This is a genomic window from Chitinophaga sp., from assembly GCF_035538455.1.
In the GTDB taxonomy this organism is placed as follows: domain Bacteria; phylum Bacteroidota; class Bacteroidia; order Chitinophagales; family Chitinophagaceae; genus Chitinophaga.
The window spans coordinates 38,143-58,704 of sequence record NZ_DATLKJ010000096.1 but is presented as its reverse complement, the minus strand read 5'-3'; the positions used below and the strand labels follow the sequence as shown (position 1 = coordinate 58,704).

The window sequence follows — 20,562 nt, the reverse complement described above, 5'->3', positions numbered from 1 at the left end:
AGCTGGAGAATGGAGAAAGCCTGCTGTTAAAATACTTGGCGCTTTTATACAATATCGGTAAATTTAGGTAAGACGTTGTTGTTTAAGCCCTTATCCCATGGCAAAGATAGATTTAGGTGAAGGCATTAAGCCACCATTTATAGGGACTATTCAGAATCTTTGCATCTACGAGATGTATGGGAGGTACTATATACGCCTGAAGAGTTCCCTTACTGGCAAAAGGGTGAAGAAAGATCCGGCTTTCCGCAATACGATGCGGCATGCCGCTATCCTGGCAGAGGCTTCCCGAATGGCAGCTACCGTCTACCGCGCTTTGCCCAAGGAACAGAAAGAGCATATCTTATATCGGAAGCTTACCGGGATGGCCATACGAATGCTGAAAGAAGGCGCCTCCCAGACCGTTATTGTGGCTGCTTTACAATCCGCATGCCGGAAGCCTGAAAAGAAAACCGTTGTTTTAGCGGAACAAAACAATTCCTCATACATACAACATAAAGTATACCTTGATATGCCCGGCATCTTAAGTGTAAACCAGGAAGGGCGCCTGGAAAATACGCTAATAGTTCCTGTGGAAATTGTTTTACTGGAATAGGTGGCGGTTCAAATATGAGATTGCAGATAACATGCCCGATAAAGACTATGAGAACTGCCTGAGTGAGCTTCCTGTATCTTAAACAGGCTATTAACCCCTTTTCTTTTAATATATTTTCATAATATATTTCAAATCCCGTTGTATTTTAATAGAGCATATTAAATTGTAATTATCAATTTATAAATGGCTTCCGTTAAAACAGCATGTCTCTATTTTTACTGCCTCATTATCACGTATACATATGAAAAAACTTTTTTGCAGTGTAGCGTTGCTGGCTTGCCTGTATGCAGGTGCGCAAACAAAAGACACCGTAGCCCGGCGTATAGTATTGCCTAATGGCTGGTCGCTGACTCCTGTGGGGCATTCGCTGCCACTTGGCGACCTGCCCCTGAATATGACGGTATCCGGTTCCGGGAAGTACCTGGCGGTCAACAACAATGGGCAGAGTAAGCATACCATACAGCTGATTGATGTACAAAAAGAAGTATTGCTGGATGAGGTGACTATACCAAAGTCATGGCTGGGACTGGCGTTCAGCAAGGATGAGCAATTCCTGTATGCCTCCGGCGCCAATGATAATGTAGTCTGGCAGTACCGTATCAATCAGAATAAGCTGCAGGTAGCAGACAGTATCCGGTTGGGATTGGGTTGGCCTAAAGACAAAATATGCCCTACCGGGATGGTGATAGATCATTCACGTAACCGACTATACGTAGTTACCAAAGAAAATAACAGTCTGTATATTATTGATCTTGCTACGAAAAAGATAGATAAACGTATCCCTTTATCAGCAGAGGCATACACTTGTGTGCTGTCGAAAGATAACAATACGCTTTACATAACCCTATGGGGAGGTGATGCGGTGGCTGTATTTGATGCTGCTTCCCAGCAGGTTACCGGAGAAATAAAAACAGGTAGTCATCCTAATGAAATTATATTATCGAAGAATGGTAAGCACCTGTACGTTGCCAATGCGAATGATAACTCTGTGTCTGTGATTACTACTGCTGATAAAAAAGTGATTGAGACCCTGCAGACCGCACTATACCCTGATGCGCCCGCAGGTTCCACTACCAATGGACTTGCGCTATCGGCAAACAATGAGAAATTGTATATCGCTAATGCCGATAATAATTGTCTGGCAGTGTTTGATGTAGAAACACCCGGGAAGAGCAGATCTAAAGGATTTATTCCTGTAGGCTGGTATCCTACCTGTGTGAGGGTTACTGGTAAGAAAATGCTGGTAGCTAACGGAAAAGGATTTACATCAATGGCTAACCCTGAAGGCCCCAATCCCATAAGCCGTAAGGACGCGAGCGGGTCGCACGAAGCCAATACAAGGAAAGATAAACCGGTACAGTACATTGCAGGGTTGTTTAAAGGAACGCTGTCTGTATTTAACGAACCCGGGGAAGCTTTGCTGGGTAAGTGGTCCAGGCTGGTATATGAGAACACGCCTTATACCAAAGAGAAGGAGAAGATGGCAGCAGGAGAGGAGGGTAACCCTATCCCGCGTGTGGCTGGCCAGCCATCTCCTATCAAATACGTGTTCTATGTGATTAAAGAAAACCGGACCTACGACCAGGTGCTGGGTGATATAAATGAAGGTAATGGCGACAGTAGCCTTTGTATATTCCCTGACCGGATCACGCCCAATCAGCATAAGTTGGTGAGAGATTATGTATTGCTGGATAATTTTTATGTAGATGCGGAAGTGAGCGCTGACGGACATAACTGGAGTACGGCCGCTTATGCAACGGATTATGTTGAAAAGACCTGGCCAACCAGCTACGGCGGTCGTGGCGGCACTTATGACTATGAGGGCAGCAGGAAGGTGGCTTATCCGAAGAAGGGCTTTATCTGGGACTATTGTAAACGTGGTGGTGTGTCGTTTCGTTCCTACGGCGAGTTTACAGGCAACAGGAAGGCGACGCTGAAAACCCTGGAGAATAACTTCTGCATCGATTACCCATCATTTGACCTGAGTGTACTGGATATAGATCGTCAGCAGATCTGGCAGCGCGACTTTGATTCCTTGCTGGCGATCGGTGCTGTACCTCATTTCAATACTATTCGTCTTGGAAATGATCATACCAGCGGCATGCGCAAGGGGGCTTATTCTCCTTATGCGGCCGTGGCAGACAATGATCTGGCGGTGGGCCGGCTGATTGAGCATATTTCGAATAGCAAAATCTGGAATGAGAGTGCCATCTTTATTCTGGAGGATGATGCCCAGAATGGGCCGGACCATGTAGATGCGCACCGCTCTACTGCTTATGTGATCAGTCCATATATCAAGCGTTCAACTGTTAACCATAACATGTATTCTACCTCTGGTATGCTGCGCACGATGGAGCTGATACTTGGCCTGCCTCCTATGAGCCAGTATGATGCAGCTGCCACGCCTATGTGGGAGCTGTTTACCTCCCGGCCTGATCTCACGCCGTTTAAAGCGCTTGATGCCAATGTGGATATAAAGGAAAGAAATACTGTTTGGAATGAAAGCGCCCGCCGTTCTGCTGCTTTTGACCTTGCGTATGAAGACCGGGTACCGGATCTGGAGCTGAATGAAGTGGTGTGGAAGGCCATCCATGGTGAGCATGCGGTAATGCCTGCGCCTCGCCGCAGCGCTTTTGTGAAGCTTCAGGCAGAAGAGGACGATGACGATTGATAAAACGATTAAGCAAATCCGGGAAACTTTTCTATTTTAGCCTTTATTAAACGTAAAAACAGTATGGTAGCAAGGAGAGATTTTATCAGGAACAGCGCGCTGCTGGCAGGTGCTGTTGGGTTGGGCGTGCCCAAAACGGTTTTAGGCTGGGATGGATATGCATCACAACGTCCGCCGCTGGCACAGCGCAAATTCACTAGCGAAGTTGTTGAGAAAACGATAGCTTCTGTAAAGAAACAGATTGCCGACACGAAACTGGCGTGGATGTTTGAAAACTGTTTCCCCAATACCCTTGATACCACTGTGAATCATAAAATGATTGATGGTCGCCCGGATACCTTCGTCATTACCGGTGATATCAATGCTATGTGGTTGCGTGATTCATCTGCCCAGGTATGGCCTTATCTGCCGCTGGTGAAAGAGGATGCGAAACTGCAGCAGATGGTTGCCGGTGTTATCAACCGTCAGACTAAATGCATTCTCATAGATCCTTATGCCAATGCTTTCAATGACGGTCCTACAGGCAGCGAGTGGGAGAAAGACCTTACTGATATGAAGCCGGAGCTGCATGAACGTAAATGGGAAATAGATTCACTGTGTTATCCTGTTCGCCTGGCTTACCACTATTGGAAGATAAGCGGTGATACTAAGGTGTTTGATGATAAATACAAACAGGCGGCGCATGCCATTGTGAAAACATTTAAAGAGCAGCAACGTAAGAACGGGAAAGGACCTTACAAGTTCCAGCGTGTTACTGCCTGGCAATCTGATACCGTGCCTAACTCTGGTTATGGTGCGCCCATGCTGCCGGTAGGACTGATTGTATCGATCTTCCGCCCTTCGGATGATGCTACGGTGTTCCCTTTCCTGATCCCGTCCAACATGTTTGCAGTGGTTTCACTGAGACAACTCGCTGAGATTACGGAGAGCATATATAAAGATGCCGCCTTTGCGAAGGAGTGTATTGACCTGGCAGATGAAGTGGATCGCGCTATCAAGGCATATGCTATAGTAGAGCACCCCAAGCTGGGTAATATGTACGGCTTTGAAGTGGATGGTTATGGAAACCGTTTGTTCATTGACGATACGAATGTACCCAGCCTGCTGTCTATCCCATACCTGGGATATACTACTGCAGAAGATCCGCTGTACCAGGCATCCAGGCATTTTGTATGGAGCAGCTTTCATCCCTGGTTTTACAAAGGAAAATATGGAGACGGTATAGGAAGCCCTCATACCGGTGAAAATTATATCTGGCCGATGAGCGTCATTATGAAAGCGCTTACCAGTCATGATAAGGAGGAGATTGCAGCGTGCATAAAAACGCTGCGTAATACCGACGGTAACACCGGATTTATTCATGAATCCTATCAGAAGGATGACCCTACCAAATTTACCCGTAAATGGTTTGCCTGGGCTAACACCCTCTTTGGCGAGCTGATTCTCAAAGTAAGCCAGGAATATCCTGACCTGCTGAAGAGACAATACGCTTAGTATTTTTCGGATTTCCGGATGCAAAGGTTTTTGCATTATGTTCTAAATTGTGAGACATAATGCAAAAACCATTTTTTTTGTATCAAACGAACCAAAAAGATCACATGACACCTGCGGGCATCTATGAGCAAAGAATAAATGAATTTCAACAGGCTATCAGCAAGGAAAAGAAGCTGACAGCTGCATTGTCGTGGGCACGGCTGATCAGTTTTCTCCTGGTTGTCCTGGGGAGCGTTCTTTTTTTCAGAAATGGAAAGCAGGCCTGGTGGTTACTGGTAGTTGGGGCGGGTGTTGTTTCTTTTCTGTATTTCCTGGTACGTTACAGTAAATCCCAAGACAGGCTGGAGTTGCTGAAGGCTTTACTGGATCTCAACCAGAAAGAGCTGCAGCAGATCTCCACCTGGCAGCCGTCTTTTGAAGACGGCCGGGAGTTTGTTGAAGACGGACACGATTTCAGTAGTGATCTTGATGTTTTCGGACCGGCCTCGCTGTTTCAATTTATTAACCGGACCGGTACTCTCTCCGGTAAAGTCAGGCTGGCTGCGTTGATGCGGCAGCCATTGTCACAAAGTGGCATTATTCTCAATACGCAGGAGGCCCTGAAAGCCTTAGCGCCGGATGTGGAATTCAGGCAGCTGCTCACAGCTAATGCTATGCTGGCCAGAGAAGAAGACACTGATAGGAAAGAGATAGCGCGCTGGCTGGAAATGCCTTTTGACTTCCTGTATAGCAAAAAAGCGCTGGTGCTTTCATGGCTCAGCCCTTTGTTGGTGACGGCTACACTGCTTTATTATATTATCAGCGGAACATATCTGCCGCTTTTGATTATATTGATGTTCAACTGGGGTTTCCTTGCCAGTATTCAGAAAAAACTGATGGCCCAGTACAACCTGATGTCGCGCAAGGAACGCATCCTGGAGAAGTTTTCTATACTGCTTCATCTCATCAAAAACAGACCTTTCAACACATCAGTGCTGCTCCAGCAACAAAGGGAAACGGCCATGGAGGCTGATGTAGCGTTGCACAGCCTGTCGCGCATCGGCAGTGCGTTTGATCAGCGTCTTAATCTGCTTGTAGGGTTTGTGCTCAATTCCATCATACTGTATGACCTGCATTGCATTTTGAGGCTGGAACGCTGGAAGTTGCGCCACCGGTCTGATATAGCTGGCTGGTTTGGCGTGATAGAACAGCTGGAAGTATGGAACAGCCTGGCCACTTTTGCATTCAATCATCCTCAATATGTTTATCCGGAGCCCAAAGAAGATACCATGGTGTTGGAAGCCACAGCACTTGGACATCCGTTGATTCCGGCCGCCGAATCAGTGAAGAACAACGGAAGTATTGGAAAAGACGCCAGCTTCCTCATTATCACCGGTTCCAATATGTCCGGCAAAAGTACCTTCCTGCGCAGCGTAGGGGCCAACCTGCTACTGGCTATGTGTGGAGCACCGGTATGCGCAGAGCGGATGATGTTCACGCCTATGCGCATCATGACCTCGATGCGTATCAAAGATTCCATCGCCAGCCACACTTCTTACTTCCAGGCCGAGTTGCTGCGTCTGCAACATATTATCAGGCAGCTGAAAACAGGAGACCGGGTATTTATTATCCTGGATGAGATCCTGAAGGGTACTAACTCAGAAGACAAGCTCTCCGGCTCACGCAGTCTGGTTGAGCATTTTCTGCAATATAACTGTCTGGGGATGATCGCTACGCACGACCTTGAGCTGGGCCGTCTGGAGGAAGCCTACCCCAACCGGATCAGGAACTATTGCTTTGAAAGTACGATCCGGGAAGATCATCTTTTCTTCGACTATACTATCAGGGCGGGCATTGCCCGCAACAAGAACGCTACCTTCCTGATGAAGCAGATGGAGATCATTTAATAATTTTTACTGAAATAATAATATTTATTAACTAATATTTTTAGTAATTTTACTAAAAATATTAGCCTATGACATTGCCGTTCCAGGAAAGTGCAGCAGAGAATCCCTACTATAAAGGACGCGGAGCGCAGATCAATCCCAGGAATAAATACCTGAAGGGGGAGTATGTACAGGAGCATGTGGAAGGTATTGATGAATGGTGGCAGTCTGACGTGCCTACACAGGTATTTGAAGAGCATGCCAAGAACCTTGTAAATAAAGTAGATAGCCCGGATGTGGGCATGTGGTACTCCATGAACCCTTACCAGGGCTGTGAGCACGGCTGTATCTATTGTTATGCCCGCAATGCGCATCAGTATTGGGGGCTGAGTGCCGGCCTCGATTTCGAACGAAAGATCATTGTTAAGCATAATGCGCCAGAATTGTTCCGGAAGTTCCTGGATAACAAGAACTGGGCGCCCAAACCTATTTCTCTGTCGGGGAATACAGACTGTTATCAGCCGGTAGAAAGGAAGATGTGGCTTACCCGCCAGCTTTTGGAGATTGCACTGGAGTACAAGCAGCCGGTTGGCATCATTACCAAGAACTCACTGGTACTGCGCGACCGTTACCTACTGCAGCAGCTGGCGCAGGAAAACCTGGTATGTGTATATGTGTCTGTCACTACTATGCAGGAGGACCTGAGGCAGAAGATGGAACCGCGCACCACGACTGCGGCGCAGCGTTTCAGGATCGTTAAGGATCTCAGTGATCTGGGTATACCCGTTGGCGTTATGACTGCTCCCATGATTCCCGGACTCAATGACTTTGAGATGCCGCGATTGTTGGAAACAGCAGCAGCCAACGGTGCTAAGTATGCAGGCTATACAGTAGTGAGGCTCAATGATGCTGTGAAGGTCATCTTCAAAGACTGGCTTTATAAAAACTTCCCGGACCGTGCTGAAAAAGTATGGCACCAGATCGAAAGCATGCATGGGGGCCAGGTGAACGATAGCGAATTTGGCCGCCGGATGCGGGGTACAGGCAATATCGCGGACCTGATCAAACAACAGTTCCGTATACATATCAAGAAGAATGGCATGAACATGGAGCGCTTTGAGTTTAATACTACTTCCTTCAGGAGACCAACAAATCAGTTAAGCCTATTTTAGAAATAAAAGGGGGGTACCGTTTTGGAACCGAAAAGTCAATACAGGTAAGCTTTTGGGTGAACGGGATGACCGGGTCTGACATTGCTCCACATCGGTGATTTAAATTAATTGTTAACTCTATAAAAAAAGTAGGCTGTATTATTGTGTAATAAAAAAAATAAAATTTATCTTTGTTACAACAATAAAAATTTTAAGTGCAACAACTTCTGTCAACATATAAGATTATCGCGATGGCCTGCAAGCAGAAGCAGGTCAAGGACGGATTGCGGGCATGTTGCACCGATTGTTAACGATAGTAAGTTATCAAACGATACAAAAAGGTCCCGCACTAAAAGGTTGCGGGACCTTTTGCTTTTGAAGCAGTAATGAAATGACGACATTGAAAGAGATCCAAACGATAACTGGACATATAAAACAATACACCTCATGGTGTAAACGGGATGGCTTTGCCTTAAAAAAGCCATGCGGACCAGGTATGTTATTAGTGTAAGCTCAGCTTCACATTATTAGCCCGGTCCGTAAATACGGCCGGGTTTTTTTGTGCACATGAACCCTGTCGCTGACGGATAATAATTTTTTAAGAATGTTATGTGCTAACCCATTTGATGAAAAGAAGAGGTACGGTGCATAACCCCAAAATGTTTGTAACATGAGGAACGTAATTCAAGTTGTAAGAGAGGCTTTACTCACCAATTTCAGGGAGTTAGACCATTGGTTTGAAAAAGACCAGGCTTTGCTGCATTTCAAACCAGACAGCGATCAGTGGAGTATCAGGGAGGTATTGGAGCACATCGCGCTCACCAATTACTTTCTTCTGCTGATCATTAACAAAAGTACACGCCGTGCATTGGAGCGGAAGAAAAGTGGTCATACCGTTATTCTTCCAGCGAATTACGGTGAGAAGTTTGAACAGATCGATATCATAGGCAGTAAATCTTTTGGCTGGGTAAGACCTGAGCACATGGAGCCTACTGGCCTTAAAAATATGCAGGAAGTAAAAGCGTTGCTAAAACAGCAGTATGCTCAGTGCATGTATAATTTATCATTGCTCAAAAACGGTGAAGGAGTGTTGGTATTCACCAACATGTCTGTAAATCATCTGGGCAAACTGGATATTTATCAATACATCTATTTCCTTACAAAACATATTGAGCGCCATATCCGACAGATGAAACGTCTGGAAAAGGAGTATGAAGAAAGCGCTGTGCTGATCTGATTTTATGGTCGACCATGATGTCTATTCTTGTTAATCCTCTGTTTGATTAGAAGTACCGGAAGTACACCTACTTCCGGTTTTTTTATTTTTATCACATAGAAAAAAAACAGAAAAAAGTCTCTTCAAAATTTGCAGAATCAGAATATATCGTATTATCTTTGCGTCGTTAAAAATTATAACAAACAAACGAATAAAAATGAAACGCTTTAATCTACATATGGGTGCACCCATTTCCCGCATAGAGCAGGACTATGGCGTATTCCGGGCGTTTTGTATATACAGGTAGATTATAGTATTTGTCTATATAGCAAAAAGCCCGGATCAATTGGTCCGGGCTTTTTTTTTGCCGACAAACGATGAAGAAATTAGCAGCTGGCACATTAATTATCCTGATGACGTGGTCTGAAAGCGGCCGTAGTAAGGGAGTTAGAGATGGTAACGGAATATCCGGAGCCAAACGGACGAGGTATGTCTTAACGTAGTATATTCGTTAACGTTAGTACCCGGTCCGTGTGTAACAGGCCGGGTTTTTTTGTGCCTGTATTAAGAGATTATTTGAGGAGGTACAATAAACAGGTAGCGGAGTAATCCTGCTCCGCTTACTCCTTTAAAAATATTTTTTTCGTCTCTGTTTGCAATTAATCCCCATTTTCAGGTTATCAACAGGATAACTTGTAACTTTCCCCAAAACAGTCGTGACCCGTTCCGGCTGCGATGATAATACGGTTTGCCGCGGGCCTGCGAGGCCCCGGTAAATCCTTATCAGGAAAGATTAACATTTAAAACGAAGGTAAATGAACGCAGCAGTGAATAAGAATATTGACATACGCGATGGTGAGCATTTTGATCCGAAAGGAGTTTATACCATCCACTTTAACAGTATTCCTAACATTAACAATATATTCGACATAGACGGCGATAAAGCTTCAGTAGCTTTTATTAAGGGATTTGAAGATAAGATTGTAAATACTTACCGGTATACTGATTATGATAGCAAAAAGAAAAAATACCGGCATAATCAGACGATAGTAGTACTGAACAATAACTGCCTTGTGGCTTTCTGGCAGTCTTGGTGTGAGATACTTCACGATGGCGCCGATGAGACATTGGTAAAGAAGATAACAGAAACGGTTACACGCTATAAGGAAAAGCAACGCCGTGAGCCGCACGAAATAAATCTGATCACCAGTGGCCGCAAAGGGTTGGAGCTGAAAAGCCTGGAGGTAAAGCGCACAAAACTGGATGTAGGCCTGTTTTATGCAGACGAGTTTAAAGAGGTAGACAAGATTATACAACAACGCCTGAGAAAAGATAAAGACAAAGGCATCGTATTGTTGCATGGATTGCCTGGTACCGGAAAAACAACGTACCTGCGCTATCTCATCGGGAGAATAAAGAAGCGTATACTTTTTGTATCTCCTGATCTGGCGAATAATATCATGAACCCGGAGTTCATGGAGCTATTGGTAGATAATCCGAATTGTGTGGTAATAATTGAAGATGCGGAGAATGTGATAATGGATAGGAAGTTTTCCGGCAATTCATCTGTATCCAACCTGCTTAATCTCTCAGACGGTCTGCTGGCGGATTGTCTCAATATCCAGCTGGTATGTTCTTTCAATAGTGAGCTTTCGGCGATAGACAGTGCGCTTCTCCGGAAAGGCCGTCTGATTGCGAGGTATGAGTTCAAACGCCTGCCGGTGGCCAAAGCGCAGAAGCTTTCGCAGCATATGGGTTTTGATTCAGTAATCACAAGACCCATGAGCATTGCAGAAATAGCCAATCAGCATGAACCTTCTTTCGAAGAAAGCAGAAATCATGCAATAGGTTTCAGAAGAGGCCTGATAGAAGTGACGAATTGATATTTTAATTAAAAAAACTACAATTATGAAAAAGAATTACTTGTCCATATACACCAATTATGCAAAGGGTTTCCTGCTTTTACAGGAGACAGTCTCGAGTGATTTAACCCAACATTATGGACAAGTTATTAATTCAGGAAATCGAAGATTATATTGCCGTCTCACGCATCAGGACAGAGAGACGGCGCAAAAGAGCTGTTAAGGAACAAGCTGATAAAGACCTGCTGCAGCTGAGCAGGTTACGAACCAAACAATGGCATACATGGCACAACCGGGGATTTGAACCGTTGATACCGCCTATAATGAATGGCTACATAAGATCTTTCGTGTTGCGGGAAGATGTAGCAAGAGGTAAACAAGCTGATTTTTACCAGGAGGTTCTTAATAAGATCAATACTTATGATCACAGCCATCGCAGGGATTTTAGAATAAGAAGAAGATCGCGTGGTAAAAAGATTTACGTAGTGAAGCCTCAGCAGTTACTTCAACCTACATACGAACATTTTGCAAAGTTGAAGTTTAGCGAAGCGGAGGCACTTTGCTTTGAAGAAAGAGAGATGCCCGATAGCAAGGACTGTAGTAAATCCACCATACGATTGGTGTTTAAAGAGCCGTGGCGTTTTGTGCTGAGTGTAAGACCATATATGATCACGGAGAGAAGAGTGGCGCTTCCTGATTTACAATCGGAAATAGATAAGCTGAGAAGCTATATCGACGGCCGGAACCTTCAGCACAGGATCTGGAAGCTGACGCGGGGTAAGAGATCTTCACGCAGAAGCTGGCTGACTTTTCCAAAGCCGAAAGAGTATTTCAGATTCCGTACTTTATTGCAGACATTAGAGGCAGAATGGTACGGAGAAAATGATTAATGCATAATGCATTTACTTATATTGTTATTGTATAACCCAAACATCCAATTATGTCAAAGATTAAACTGAGTGGGAAAGTATTGAGAAACCTTGGTTATCCGGAAGGGCCGGTAATCAGTGTAGCCATTTCCGTTATAGAAGAGCATTATCCTGATTTTTCACAGGAGGAGGCTGAAGATTTGCTGAAGCAGATATTGGCTGATCCGACGAAGTATGCGGAGGATGAAGTATTGTTAAAGATTGCGGCGCCGCTGATTCCGGTGGAAAATAAGACAATTCCGTTGAATGAGAAGGCTGTTGATTATAGTGTGTATGGCGCTTCTTTTATTGAAGAAGGCGCTTTGAAGCAGATGAAGATGGCGGTTCGTTTGCCGGTAGCCGTTGCAGGCGCTCTGATGCCGGATGCCCATCAGGGTTATGGGTTGCCTATAGGCGGGGTGCTGGCTGCTGATAATGCAGTGATACCTTATGCCGTAGGGGTGGATATCGGTTGCCGGATGTGTCTGAGCATACTGGATCTGCCGGTGGATACACTAGCGACGAAGGAAAGTAATTATAAAAGAGAGCTGATCAGCTTTACAAAATTTGGCGCCGGGGCGGAATGGAAGAATAATGACGCAGATCCTGTATTGGAACGAAAGGAGTTTAATGAAATTCCGTTCCTGCGTTCGTTGACTGGTAAGGCAGCCGGACAGCTGGGTACTTCAGGTTCCGGTAATCACTTTGTAGAATGGGGCGTGGTGGAGATACTGGATGCACAGAATGAATGGCAGCTGGCTCCGGGCAAATATGTAGCGTTATTGTCTCATTCCGGGTCAAGAGGTCTTGGGGCGCAGATTGCGGGGCATTACACCCGTGTGGCAAAGGACGTGTGTCCGCTTCCAAAGGAAGCGCAGCACCTGGCTTATCTGGATATGAATACGGAAGCAGGGCAGGAGTACTGGCTGGCGATGAATCTGGCCGGTGATTACGCTTCTGCATGTCATCACCTGATTCATAAACGTCTGATAAAGGCCATGGGGGCTACTATGTTGGCGAGGATTGAGAACCATCATAACTTTGCCTGGAAAGAAGAGCATCAGGGTAAAGAGCTGATTGTGCATCGTAAAGGGGCTACTCCGGCGGGTAAGGGTGTGTTGGGTATTATTCCCGGATCTATGACAGCGCCTGGGTTTATTGTGCGCGGTAAAGGGCAGGAAGAGAGCTTATCATCCGCATCACATGGCGCCGGAAGACAGATGTCAAGAACCAAGGCTATTCAGTCGATTACTGCTGAGGAACTGAGAAAGATGCTGCGTGATAATGGTGTAACACTGATTGGCGGTGGATTGGATGAAGCACCTGCAGCATATAAGGATATACATGAGGTGATGGCTGCGCAGGCTGATCTTGTTGAGGTGGTAGGACAATTCCAGCCAAAGCTGGTGAGGATGGCTGATGGCGATGGCCCAAGAGAAGATTGATATTTTGTAGACTAATAAGAGCAAGAAAAGGAAGACATTTCGTCTTCCTTTTCTTGCTCTTATTAGTCTACAAAATTAGTGGGATAATTGAAATTTATTACTTAATATTGTACGACTTATCAGCCACCAATGATATAGAAAAATGCCCTTTGCATGTGCTGGCGCCATGTAGGGAAACCTGTGCATCATTATTTTTCCGGACTAAAATTATTATTAATGCATCTGAACTTTCTGGCATTGGCGGTTCCATTCTTTCTGACTTTTATTGGTCTTGAATACCTGGTGGCTAAGAAAAACGGGAAACGCTATTTCAGGTTTAATGATTCAATTGCCAACCTCAGTGTGGGCATTGCGGAGCGGCTGCTGGACACATTCACGGTAGGGGTTTTTTATTTCGTGTATGATTACCTGTATCGTCACTTTGCAGTTTTTGACATAAAGGCATCGGTATTACTATGGGTAGCGCTGCTGATATGTACTGATTTTATCTGGTACTGGTATCACCGGCTTGCACATGAGGTTACACTGTTCTGGTGTGCGCATGTGGTGCATCACCAGAGCGAGGAGTTTAACTATACAGTATCTGCCAGGATTACCGTGTTCCAGGCATTTGTGCGTACTGGTTTCTGGGCGATATTGCCGGTAATTGGCTTCCCTCCGGCGATGATTACCAGTGTATTGCTGGTACATGGGTTGTATCCCTTCTTTATTCATACGCGTACCATCGGTAAGCTCGGTATATTGGAATATATACTGGTAACGCCTTCTCATCACAGGGTACATCATGCGAGTAATCCGAAGTACCTGGATAAAAATTACGGAGATGTATTTATTATCTGGGATAAGTTGTTTGGTACGTTTCAGAAAGAGGAAGAGGAGCCTGTATATGGACTTACCAAATCGTTGGAGAGTAATAGTTTCTTGTGGCAACACTTTCACTTTATACTGGAGATGATCTATTCGGTACGCAAGACAAAAGGATGGAGAAATAAACTCCGTGTGGTTTTTGGGAAACCTGATCATGTAGATCCTGCTGCACGTGTGGTACTGGAAGAAACATTTCTGCTGCGCAACAGCAGTATAACAGAAACGCCTAAACTGAATAATTATGTGGTGTGGCAGATGGCTGCCACACTCACACTACTGTTTATATTTTTATTGCTGGAGCATTATGTACCGGTGTTTGTACAGGTATGCGCTACCTTTCTGATCCTGCTTACGCTTATCAATTGTGGCGCTATCATGGAGCAGAAGCGTTGGGTATTTTATCTGGAGTATGCGCGTTATACCGTATTGTGCCTGGCAATATATTACTATTGGCCGCATCCATTGGTGCCTTTCGTGGCGGCCCTGATTATCACTACTGCGATCTATTTCCAGTCGAGATTGAAGGAAGAATACTTCAGGCTTGTGTATGGTTATACCCGCACATAGATCTTCTTTTTATCCATCCACCAGCCTACAGCGGCGAAGAGGCATACATGAAACAGGGCAAAAAGCAGTGAGCCGTTCATATTGCCACCTATGGGGCGGAATATATTTTCATAGAGCCAGCTGTAGGTGTTCTGGCCTGGTGCAGGCCTGATAAGTAAATACAGTTTTACTACTATCCCTGACAATACGTAGATGAACAACGGATTTTTACCGAATACGGTGAAGAACGGGGTCCATTTCGTTTTGCCCTGGAATTCTACTATGTACATGAGTATTGACAGCAACATGAGTGCGATGCCTACTGTATAGAGGACGTAAGAGCTGGTCCATATTTTTTTATTGATCGGGAGAACGAGGTTCCAGCAGAGTGCGGCGAAGATCATGATACACCCCATAATCATGAGTCTGGCCAGCATTTCATATGTTTTACCTTTTTCCTGAATGAATCTTCCGGCAAGGTATCCGAACAGTACATTACAGGTGGCGGGAAGTGTACTCAGTATACCTTCCGGGTCAAAGGCTACACCTTCGCCATGGTACATATGGTTTTCTCCAAGGAACCATTTATCCAACGGGAGCCCGGCGTATCCTTCAAGACTGTATGGGTCACCGGTACCGAAGGCGAGTAACAGGAACCAGTATACGAAAAGTATGATACAGGCGGAGAGGAATGCGCCTTTATCCTTCAGGTAATGAATGATGAAGGCTGCGAGGCCATAGCATAGCGCAATCCGCGGGAATACTCCCAATATGCGCAGACGGTCGAGTGGTTTCATGATCAATTCGCCGGTGTCGGACCATTTTACAAAAGGGAACCAATTCAGCAGCAGACCGATGATGAAGATGAGCAGGGTGCGGGTAAGGATTTTGCGGATTACGGCGGCGTTACCAGCGGTCTCATATTTTTTGAGGGCGAAGCTCATGGCATTGCCTACAGCGAAGAGGAAGAAGGGGAATACCAGATCAGTGGGTGTACAGCCATGCCATTTGGCATGTTCCAGTGGGCTGTACACATATTCCCAGCTGCCGGGATTGTTAACGAGTATCATGGCAGCTACGGTGAGGCCACGGAATACGTCCAGGGACAGAAAGCGTTGAGGATTTGTCACGGTGGTGATTTTGATATTTTTTTATTTTGGTATTTAAAAATACAGCGATTAATATCCTTTGTCACATCGTCACTTCTGCTAAGGTTTTAAACATCCAAATACTAAAATAAAAAAATATCAAAATACTTTTCCAAGTGATTTCCATTTATCAGAAGCGGGGTACCTGTGCTTTCAACAGTTTTCTGGCAAAGTGTATCCTGCTTTTGATGGTACCGAGTGGTTCCTGCAGCATATCGGCTATTTCAAAATATTTGTATCCTTCGTAGTAAAGTATGAATGGTTGTTTGAAGATTTTAGGCAGATGATAGACGGCTATTTGTATATCTTTTGTACTGAGGTTTGCATCGGCTTTGTTGGAGGTGGGGGTGAGATGGTAGTTTAGGAAAAAGTCGCTTACTGTAGGGGTGGCCAGCATGCGGGTTTTGACTTTTTTGCGGTAATGATTGATGAATATATTCCGCATGATGGTAAAGAGCCATGCCCTAATGTTGGTGCCTTCCAGGTATTTCTCCTGGTTGGATAGTGCCCGGAAGAGGGTTTCCTGGTAGAGGTCTTTAGCTTGTTCAGCATCTTTGGTGAGGGTAAATGCAAAGGGTTTGAGGAAATCAGCATTTCCTATCAGTAAGGTGTTAAATTCAACAGATGACATATTGTTTAAGTTTTACCTTAACTAAATTAAACAAGATAACTATGAGCACAAGCGTACACGACAGTTAGAACTACTTAATTACTAATACATTTTGCTTAATGAGCCTTATGAACACCAACAGTTTTCCCGGGCTTACCGGAACAGTTTGCTTGATAATTTTGGTGGTTAAAATACCTGTGGTCTTTGAATCTGAAAACTGAATTTGCGAATTGACAACCAGAGAGTATTAACGAGAGAAACTGGAAAAAAGATTTCAATTTTTCATCTTATCTGATAATAATTATATATTATTAATTAATTGTTATTATAATTTACTTAAAATTAATTATAACGCCTTTTATATACCTGTTTTTTTACTAATATTGGTTTTCTGGCATAATTGTTTATCGGAATGCCGCTAAAAGTTTAAAAACAAAACGGTTAGGGATTCCGATTCTGTTATCATTTATATACTATTTTTAATAGATTTGCACCTTATTTGGCAATATCGTAACCAGATTGGCCATAATAAGTATGTTTCCAAAAAAGATATTCGAGAAGTTTTTATCCTAGTTAATACATGTTCAAAAAAATATTGCTGATCCAGCTGTTCCTGTTTATTGGCTATTGTGTAACCGCTCAGAATCCCATATTATCCAAAGAGCAGATTCGGCAGATGAAGGTGGATAATTTGTCTGACGACCAGGTGCGGCAGCTGGTGGCGGAAATGAAAAAGAGCAATGTGGCTTTTAATGATATAGACGCGTATGCTCAGCAGAAGGGCATTCCGGATATTGAGATCAGTAAGTTGAAGGCCCGTATCCAGCAGATGGGATTGGACAAGGAACTGGATAAGAGTGTGAAGGATGACGCCAAAAAAGATCAATATGGTTCGCGTAAAGTGGCGGATGCCACTGATGAGCCGAGTATTGATAAGAAAAATGAAACCAGGGAGGACAGGGAACTTGCAAAAAGAAGGAAACGCATTTTCGGATCAGAGCTATTTAATAATAAGAACCTGACTTTTGAGCCCAACCTGAAAATGCCAACTCCCCCCAATTATAGGCTGGCGGCAGAGGATGAGGTGCTGATCGATGTATATGGGTATTCAGAGGTGCAGCATCGCCTAAAGGTATCGCCAGATGGCTATATCCGTATTCCTAACCTTGGCCCGGTGTATGTAAGCGGGTTGACGATGGAAGAGGCCAGGGTACGTATTACCAAGCAATTATCGTCAATTTATAGTGGTATTAAGTCGGGAAACACTTTTGTCCAGATTGCTTTGGGCAATATCCGCAGTATCAGGGTATTGCTGATTGGTGAGGTGGTAAACCCAGGTTCTTATACTATACCTTCACTGGCGACGGTGGCTAATGCATTATATGTTTCGGGAGGTCCTAACGAGAATGGCTCATTCCGCAGCATACAGGTGATCCGCAATGGTTCGCCTGTTGCCACTTTCGATTTGTACGACTTTCTGGCCCACGGAGATCTTACCAATAACATTGTATTGCAGGACCAGGACATTGTGAAAGTGAATCCTTATAAAACGAGGGTGGAGCTTTCCGGTGAGGTGAAACGTCAGGCAATCTTTGAAGCGAAGGAGAATGAAACGTTGCAGCAGATTATTGATTATGCGGGCGGTTATACGGATGTTGCTTTCAAAGATGTTATCCGTGCCTACCGTGTGAATAACAAAGAAAGGGAGGTGGTGAATATTCCTGCTGGCAATGTAGGGGCATTCAGGTTGAAATCGGGGGATCAGTTCTTCGTTGATTCTATCCTGAACCGTTTCAGCAATCGTGTTACTATTTCCGGTGCTGTGTTTCATCCGGGCAATTATGCGTTGGAGGATAACATGACTGTTGCTGATCTTATCAAAAGGGCAGATGGTATAAAAGAGGTGGCGGCTTTATCAAGAGGTTTGATCCGCCGTTTGCAACCGGACTTTACACCAGCCTTCCTGAACTTCAATGTACAGCATGCACTGACAGGCAAAGAGAATATTCGCCTGCAGAAGGAAGACAGCGTAATGATCTATTCCAAATTTGAGTTGCGTGAAGAATATGAGGTAAGAATAGATGGCGAGGTGAATAAACCTGGCTTCTTTACCTACGCAGACAGCATGCGGCTGGAAGACCTCATCTTAATGGCCGGTGGGTTGCGCGATGCGGCTTCTACGCAGCGTGTGGAAATCTCCCGCAGGATACGCAGTGGTTCATACGATCCTAAAGACAGTATTAAAGCTGTGATTCAGCGGTTCGATATCAATGCAGATCTGAGCAACAACCCTGATGCAAAGGCTTTTGCCTTACAACCGTTTGATGAAATTGTAATACGCCGTTCACCTGTGTATTCGACTCAGGCGAATGTGCAGATAGGTGGTGAAGTGATATATCCGGGGGAGTATGCTATTAATACACGCTCGGAACGTATATCTGACCTAATTAAACGAACAGGCGGCCTTCGTCCTGAAGCCTATGCAGAAGGTGCGGTAATGATGCGCAAGACATTTATCAATGAAAGTGACAGTGCGCTGCTGGCAAACAAACTGCAGGTGTTTTATAATAAACTGCAGGACAGCTCTGACATTAAGCGTCTGCAAGAAGCAGTTGCAAGGAAAGAACAATTGTTGGGCATCAATCTCGATCATATCATGAAGCATCCCGGTTCCAAGTATGACTTGCTGCTGGAAGAAGGTGATGTGATTCGGGTACCGAAGAAGTTGCAGACTGTGCAGATGTTCGGAGAGGTGTATTTCCCAAAGAAAGTGAGATTTGATAACAGGTATAGCTTTAAAGATTATATACATGGCGCTGGTGGATTTACATCTCAGGCTTTGAGGAGGAGAAGTTATATCGTGTATGCAAATGGCGAAGTCAAGAACACAAAAAAGGTGTTTTTCTTTAACTCTTATCCAAAAGTGAAGCCTGGTGCGGAGATTTATGTGCCTACGAGGAAGGAGAAGAAGGGATTAACCGGACAAGAAGGTATTGCAATGGCGAGTGGTCTGGCATCTATAGCTCTTGTGATTGTAACGATACTCAATACCGTGAAGTAAATTTGAATCATAATAAGAGAAGAAATCACAATGGAGTTACAAAAACATTCCACCGAAGTTGTTAATCAGGACGATGAAATTTCTTTAAAAGATCTTGTCCTACAGTTACAGCAGTGGTGGCGCTATCTGTTGAGTAAATGGTATATTGTCTTTTTAGCGGGAATTCTTGGTGGAGGATTAGGATTGATATATGCCTTGTACAAAAAGCCATTGTATGTAGCTAATCTGACTTTTGTATTAGAAGATAGTAAAAGCAGCCCGTTGGGGGCTTATGCCGGACTTGCCTCCCAGTTTGGAGTAGATTTGAATGGTAGTTCCTCTGCAGGAGTATTTACGGGGGAAAACATTATTGAGTTTCTCAAAACAAGGCTTATTGTTAATAGGGCTCTTATTTTACCTATCAGCGTGGATGGGAAGAATATGAGTCTTGCAGATTTTTATCTGGATATAAATGGATTTAAGGAGAAATGGAAAAACCAGCCGGCAGGAAATATTACGTTACCTGCGAGTGCTGCAATAGACCCGTTAACACGTAATTATTCCAGATTGCAAGATAGTGTGCTCCAGGTTATTTATGCGGATATCCTGAAAGATAAATTGTCAGTTGGTAAGCCAGACAAGAAATTAGGGTTTATCAACGTAAAATGTACTTCTGGTAATGAAATATTTTCTAAAATGTTTGTGGAACGTGTGGTAAAAGAAGCTATCAGTTTTTACCTTGCCACTAAGACAAAACGTAGCCAATCCAATGTTGATAGATTACAAAGAAAGGTTGACTCTATAGAAGCATTACTGAATAAGAAAACATATTCAGCTGCTGTAGCACAGGATTTGAATCTGAATCCGGCAAAACGTACTGCTTTGGTTGGTACAGAGTTGATTACACGAGATAAAGTCATGCTTCAGGGAATATATGGCGAGCTGGTCAAAAATTTGGAAATCAGCAAAATGACTTTGGAACAGGAAACACCTATTATACAAATTGTGGATACACCTGTGCTCCCATTGGAGAAAGAAAAAACTGGAAGACTTAAAGGCATTATTATAGGAGCATTAGTTGCCGGACTATTCATCATATCTTACCTGACAATCAGACGAGCCCTGAAAAAGGCAATGAGCTGATACT

Annotated in this window: 14 protein-coding genes; 12 read left to right on the top strand and 2 right to left on the bottom strand. The window is 44.3% G+C overall.

The window, feature by feature from the left end; genetic code table 11:
- Nucleotides 1–97 precede the first annotated feature (97 nt).
- The 10 genes from VM802_RS11440 (at nucleotide 98) to VM802_RS11395 (ending at nucleotide 14,638) form a co-directional block, all read left to right on the top strand.
- Nucleotides 98–592, top strand: coding sequence for a hypothetical protein (locus tag VM802_RS11440; RefSeq protein WP_325530475.1), 495 nt, complete (start codon nucleotides 98–100; stop codon nucleotides 590–592).
- A 241-nt stretch (nucleotides 593–833) separates the two neighbouring features.
- Nucleotides 834–3,263, top strand: coding sequence for a bifunctional YncE family protein/alkaline phosphatase family protein (locus VM802_RS11435; RefSeq protein WP_325530473.1), 2,430 nt, complete (start codon nucleotides 834–836; stop codon nucleotides 3,261–3,263).
- Between the two features lie 63 nt (nucleotides 3,264–3,326).
- Nucleotides 3,327–4,757, top strand: coding sequence for a glycoside hydrolase family 125 protein (locus tag VM802_RS11430; RefSeq protein ID WP_325530471.1), 1,431 nt, complete (start codon nucleotides 3,327–3,329; stop codon nucleotides 4,755–4,757).
- A gap of 77 nt (nucleotides 4,758–4,834) precedes the next feature.
- A complete protein-coding gene (locus VM802_RS11425; protein ID WP_325530469.1) occupies nucleotides 4,835–6,643 on the top strand; it encodes a MutS-related protein in 1,809 nt (602 codons plus the stop codon).
- Between the two features lie 68 nt (nucleotides 6,644–6,711).
- Nucleotides 6,712–7,794, top strand: a complete 1,083-nt coding sequence (locus tag VM802_RS11420; RefSeq protein ID WP_325530467.1) for a PA0069 family radical SAM protein — start codon at nucleotides 6,712–6,714, stop codon at nucleotides 7,792–7,794.
- Between the two features lie 649 nt (nucleotides 7,795–8,443).
- Nucleotides 8,444–9,010, top strand: coding sequence for a DinB family protein (locus tag VM802_RS11415; RefSeq protein ID WP_325530465.1), 567 nt, complete (start codon nucleotides 8,444–8,446; stop codon nucleotides 9,008–9,010).
- 794 nt (nucleotides 9,011–9,804) lie between these two features.
- Nucleotides 9,805–10,872 (top strand): AAA family ATPase, encoded by a 1,068-nt coding sequence (locus tag VM802_RS11410; protein WP_325530463.1) that lies wholly within the window; start codon nucleotides 9,805–9,807, stop codon nucleotides 10,870–10,872.
- A gap of 116 nt (nucleotides 10,873–10,988) precedes the next feature.
- Entirely contained in the window at nucleotides 10,989–11,741 is a 753-nt protein-coding gene (locus VM802_RS11405; protein WP_325530461.1) for a hypothetical protein, read from the top strand.
- A 50-nt stretch (nucleotides 11,742–11,791) separates the two neighbouring features.
- Entirely contained in the window at nucleotides 11,792–13,204 is a 1,413-nt protein-coding gene (locus VM802_RS11400) for an RtcB family protein (protein WP_325530459.1), read from the top strand.
- A 216-nt stretch (nucleotides 13,205–13,420) separates the two neighbouring features.
- A complete protein-coding gene (locus VM802_RS11395) occupies nucleotides 13,421–14,638 on the top strand; it encodes a sterol desaturase family protein (RefSeq protein ID WP_325530456.1) in 1,218 nt (405 codons plus the stop codon).
- On the opposite strand, the gene VM802_RS11390 is transcribed toward VM802_RS11395, so the two are convergent.
- Both VM802_RS11390 and VM802_RS11385 read right to left on the bottom strand, forming a co-directional pair.
- Nucleotides 14,623–15,747 carry an acyltransferase family protein gene (locus tag VM802_RS11390; RefSeq protein ID WP_325530454.1) on the bottom strand — a complete coding sequence of 375 codons (1,125 nt, stop codon included), beginning with the start codon at nucleotides 15,745–15,747 and terminating at the stop codon, nucleotides 14,623–14,625. The two genes, VM802_RS11395 and VM802_RS11390, sit on opposite strands and share 16 nt — an antisense overlap.
- A gap of 148 nt (nucleotides 15,748–15,895) precedes the next feature.
- Nucleotides 15,896–16,396, bottom strand: coding sequence for an RNA polymerase sigma factor (locus tag VM802_RS11385; RefSeq protein WP_325530452.1), 501 nt, complete (start codon nucleotides 16,394–16,396; stop codon nucleotides 15,896–15,898).
- A 559-nt stretch (nucleotides 16,397–16,955) separates the two neighbouring features.
- Between VM802_RS11385 and VM802_RS11380 the strand changes: the two genes are divergently transcribed.
- Both VM802_RS11380 and VM802_RS11375 read left to right on the top strand, forming a co-directional pair.
- Nucleotides 16,956–19,436: an SLBB domain-containing protein gene (locus VM802_RS11380; protein ID WP_325530449.1), complete on the top strand. Its 2,481-nt coding sequence runs from the start codon at nucleotides 16,956–16,958 to the stop codon at nucleotides 19,434–19,436.
- 30 nt (nucleotides 19,437–19,466) lie between these two features.
- A complete protein-coding gene (locus VM802_RS11375) occupies nucleotides 19,467–20,558 on the top strand; it encodes a lipopolysaccharide biosynthesis protein (protein ID WP_325530447.1) in 1,092 nt (363 codons plus the stop codon).
- Nucleotides 20,559–20,562 lie beyond the last annotated feature (4 nt).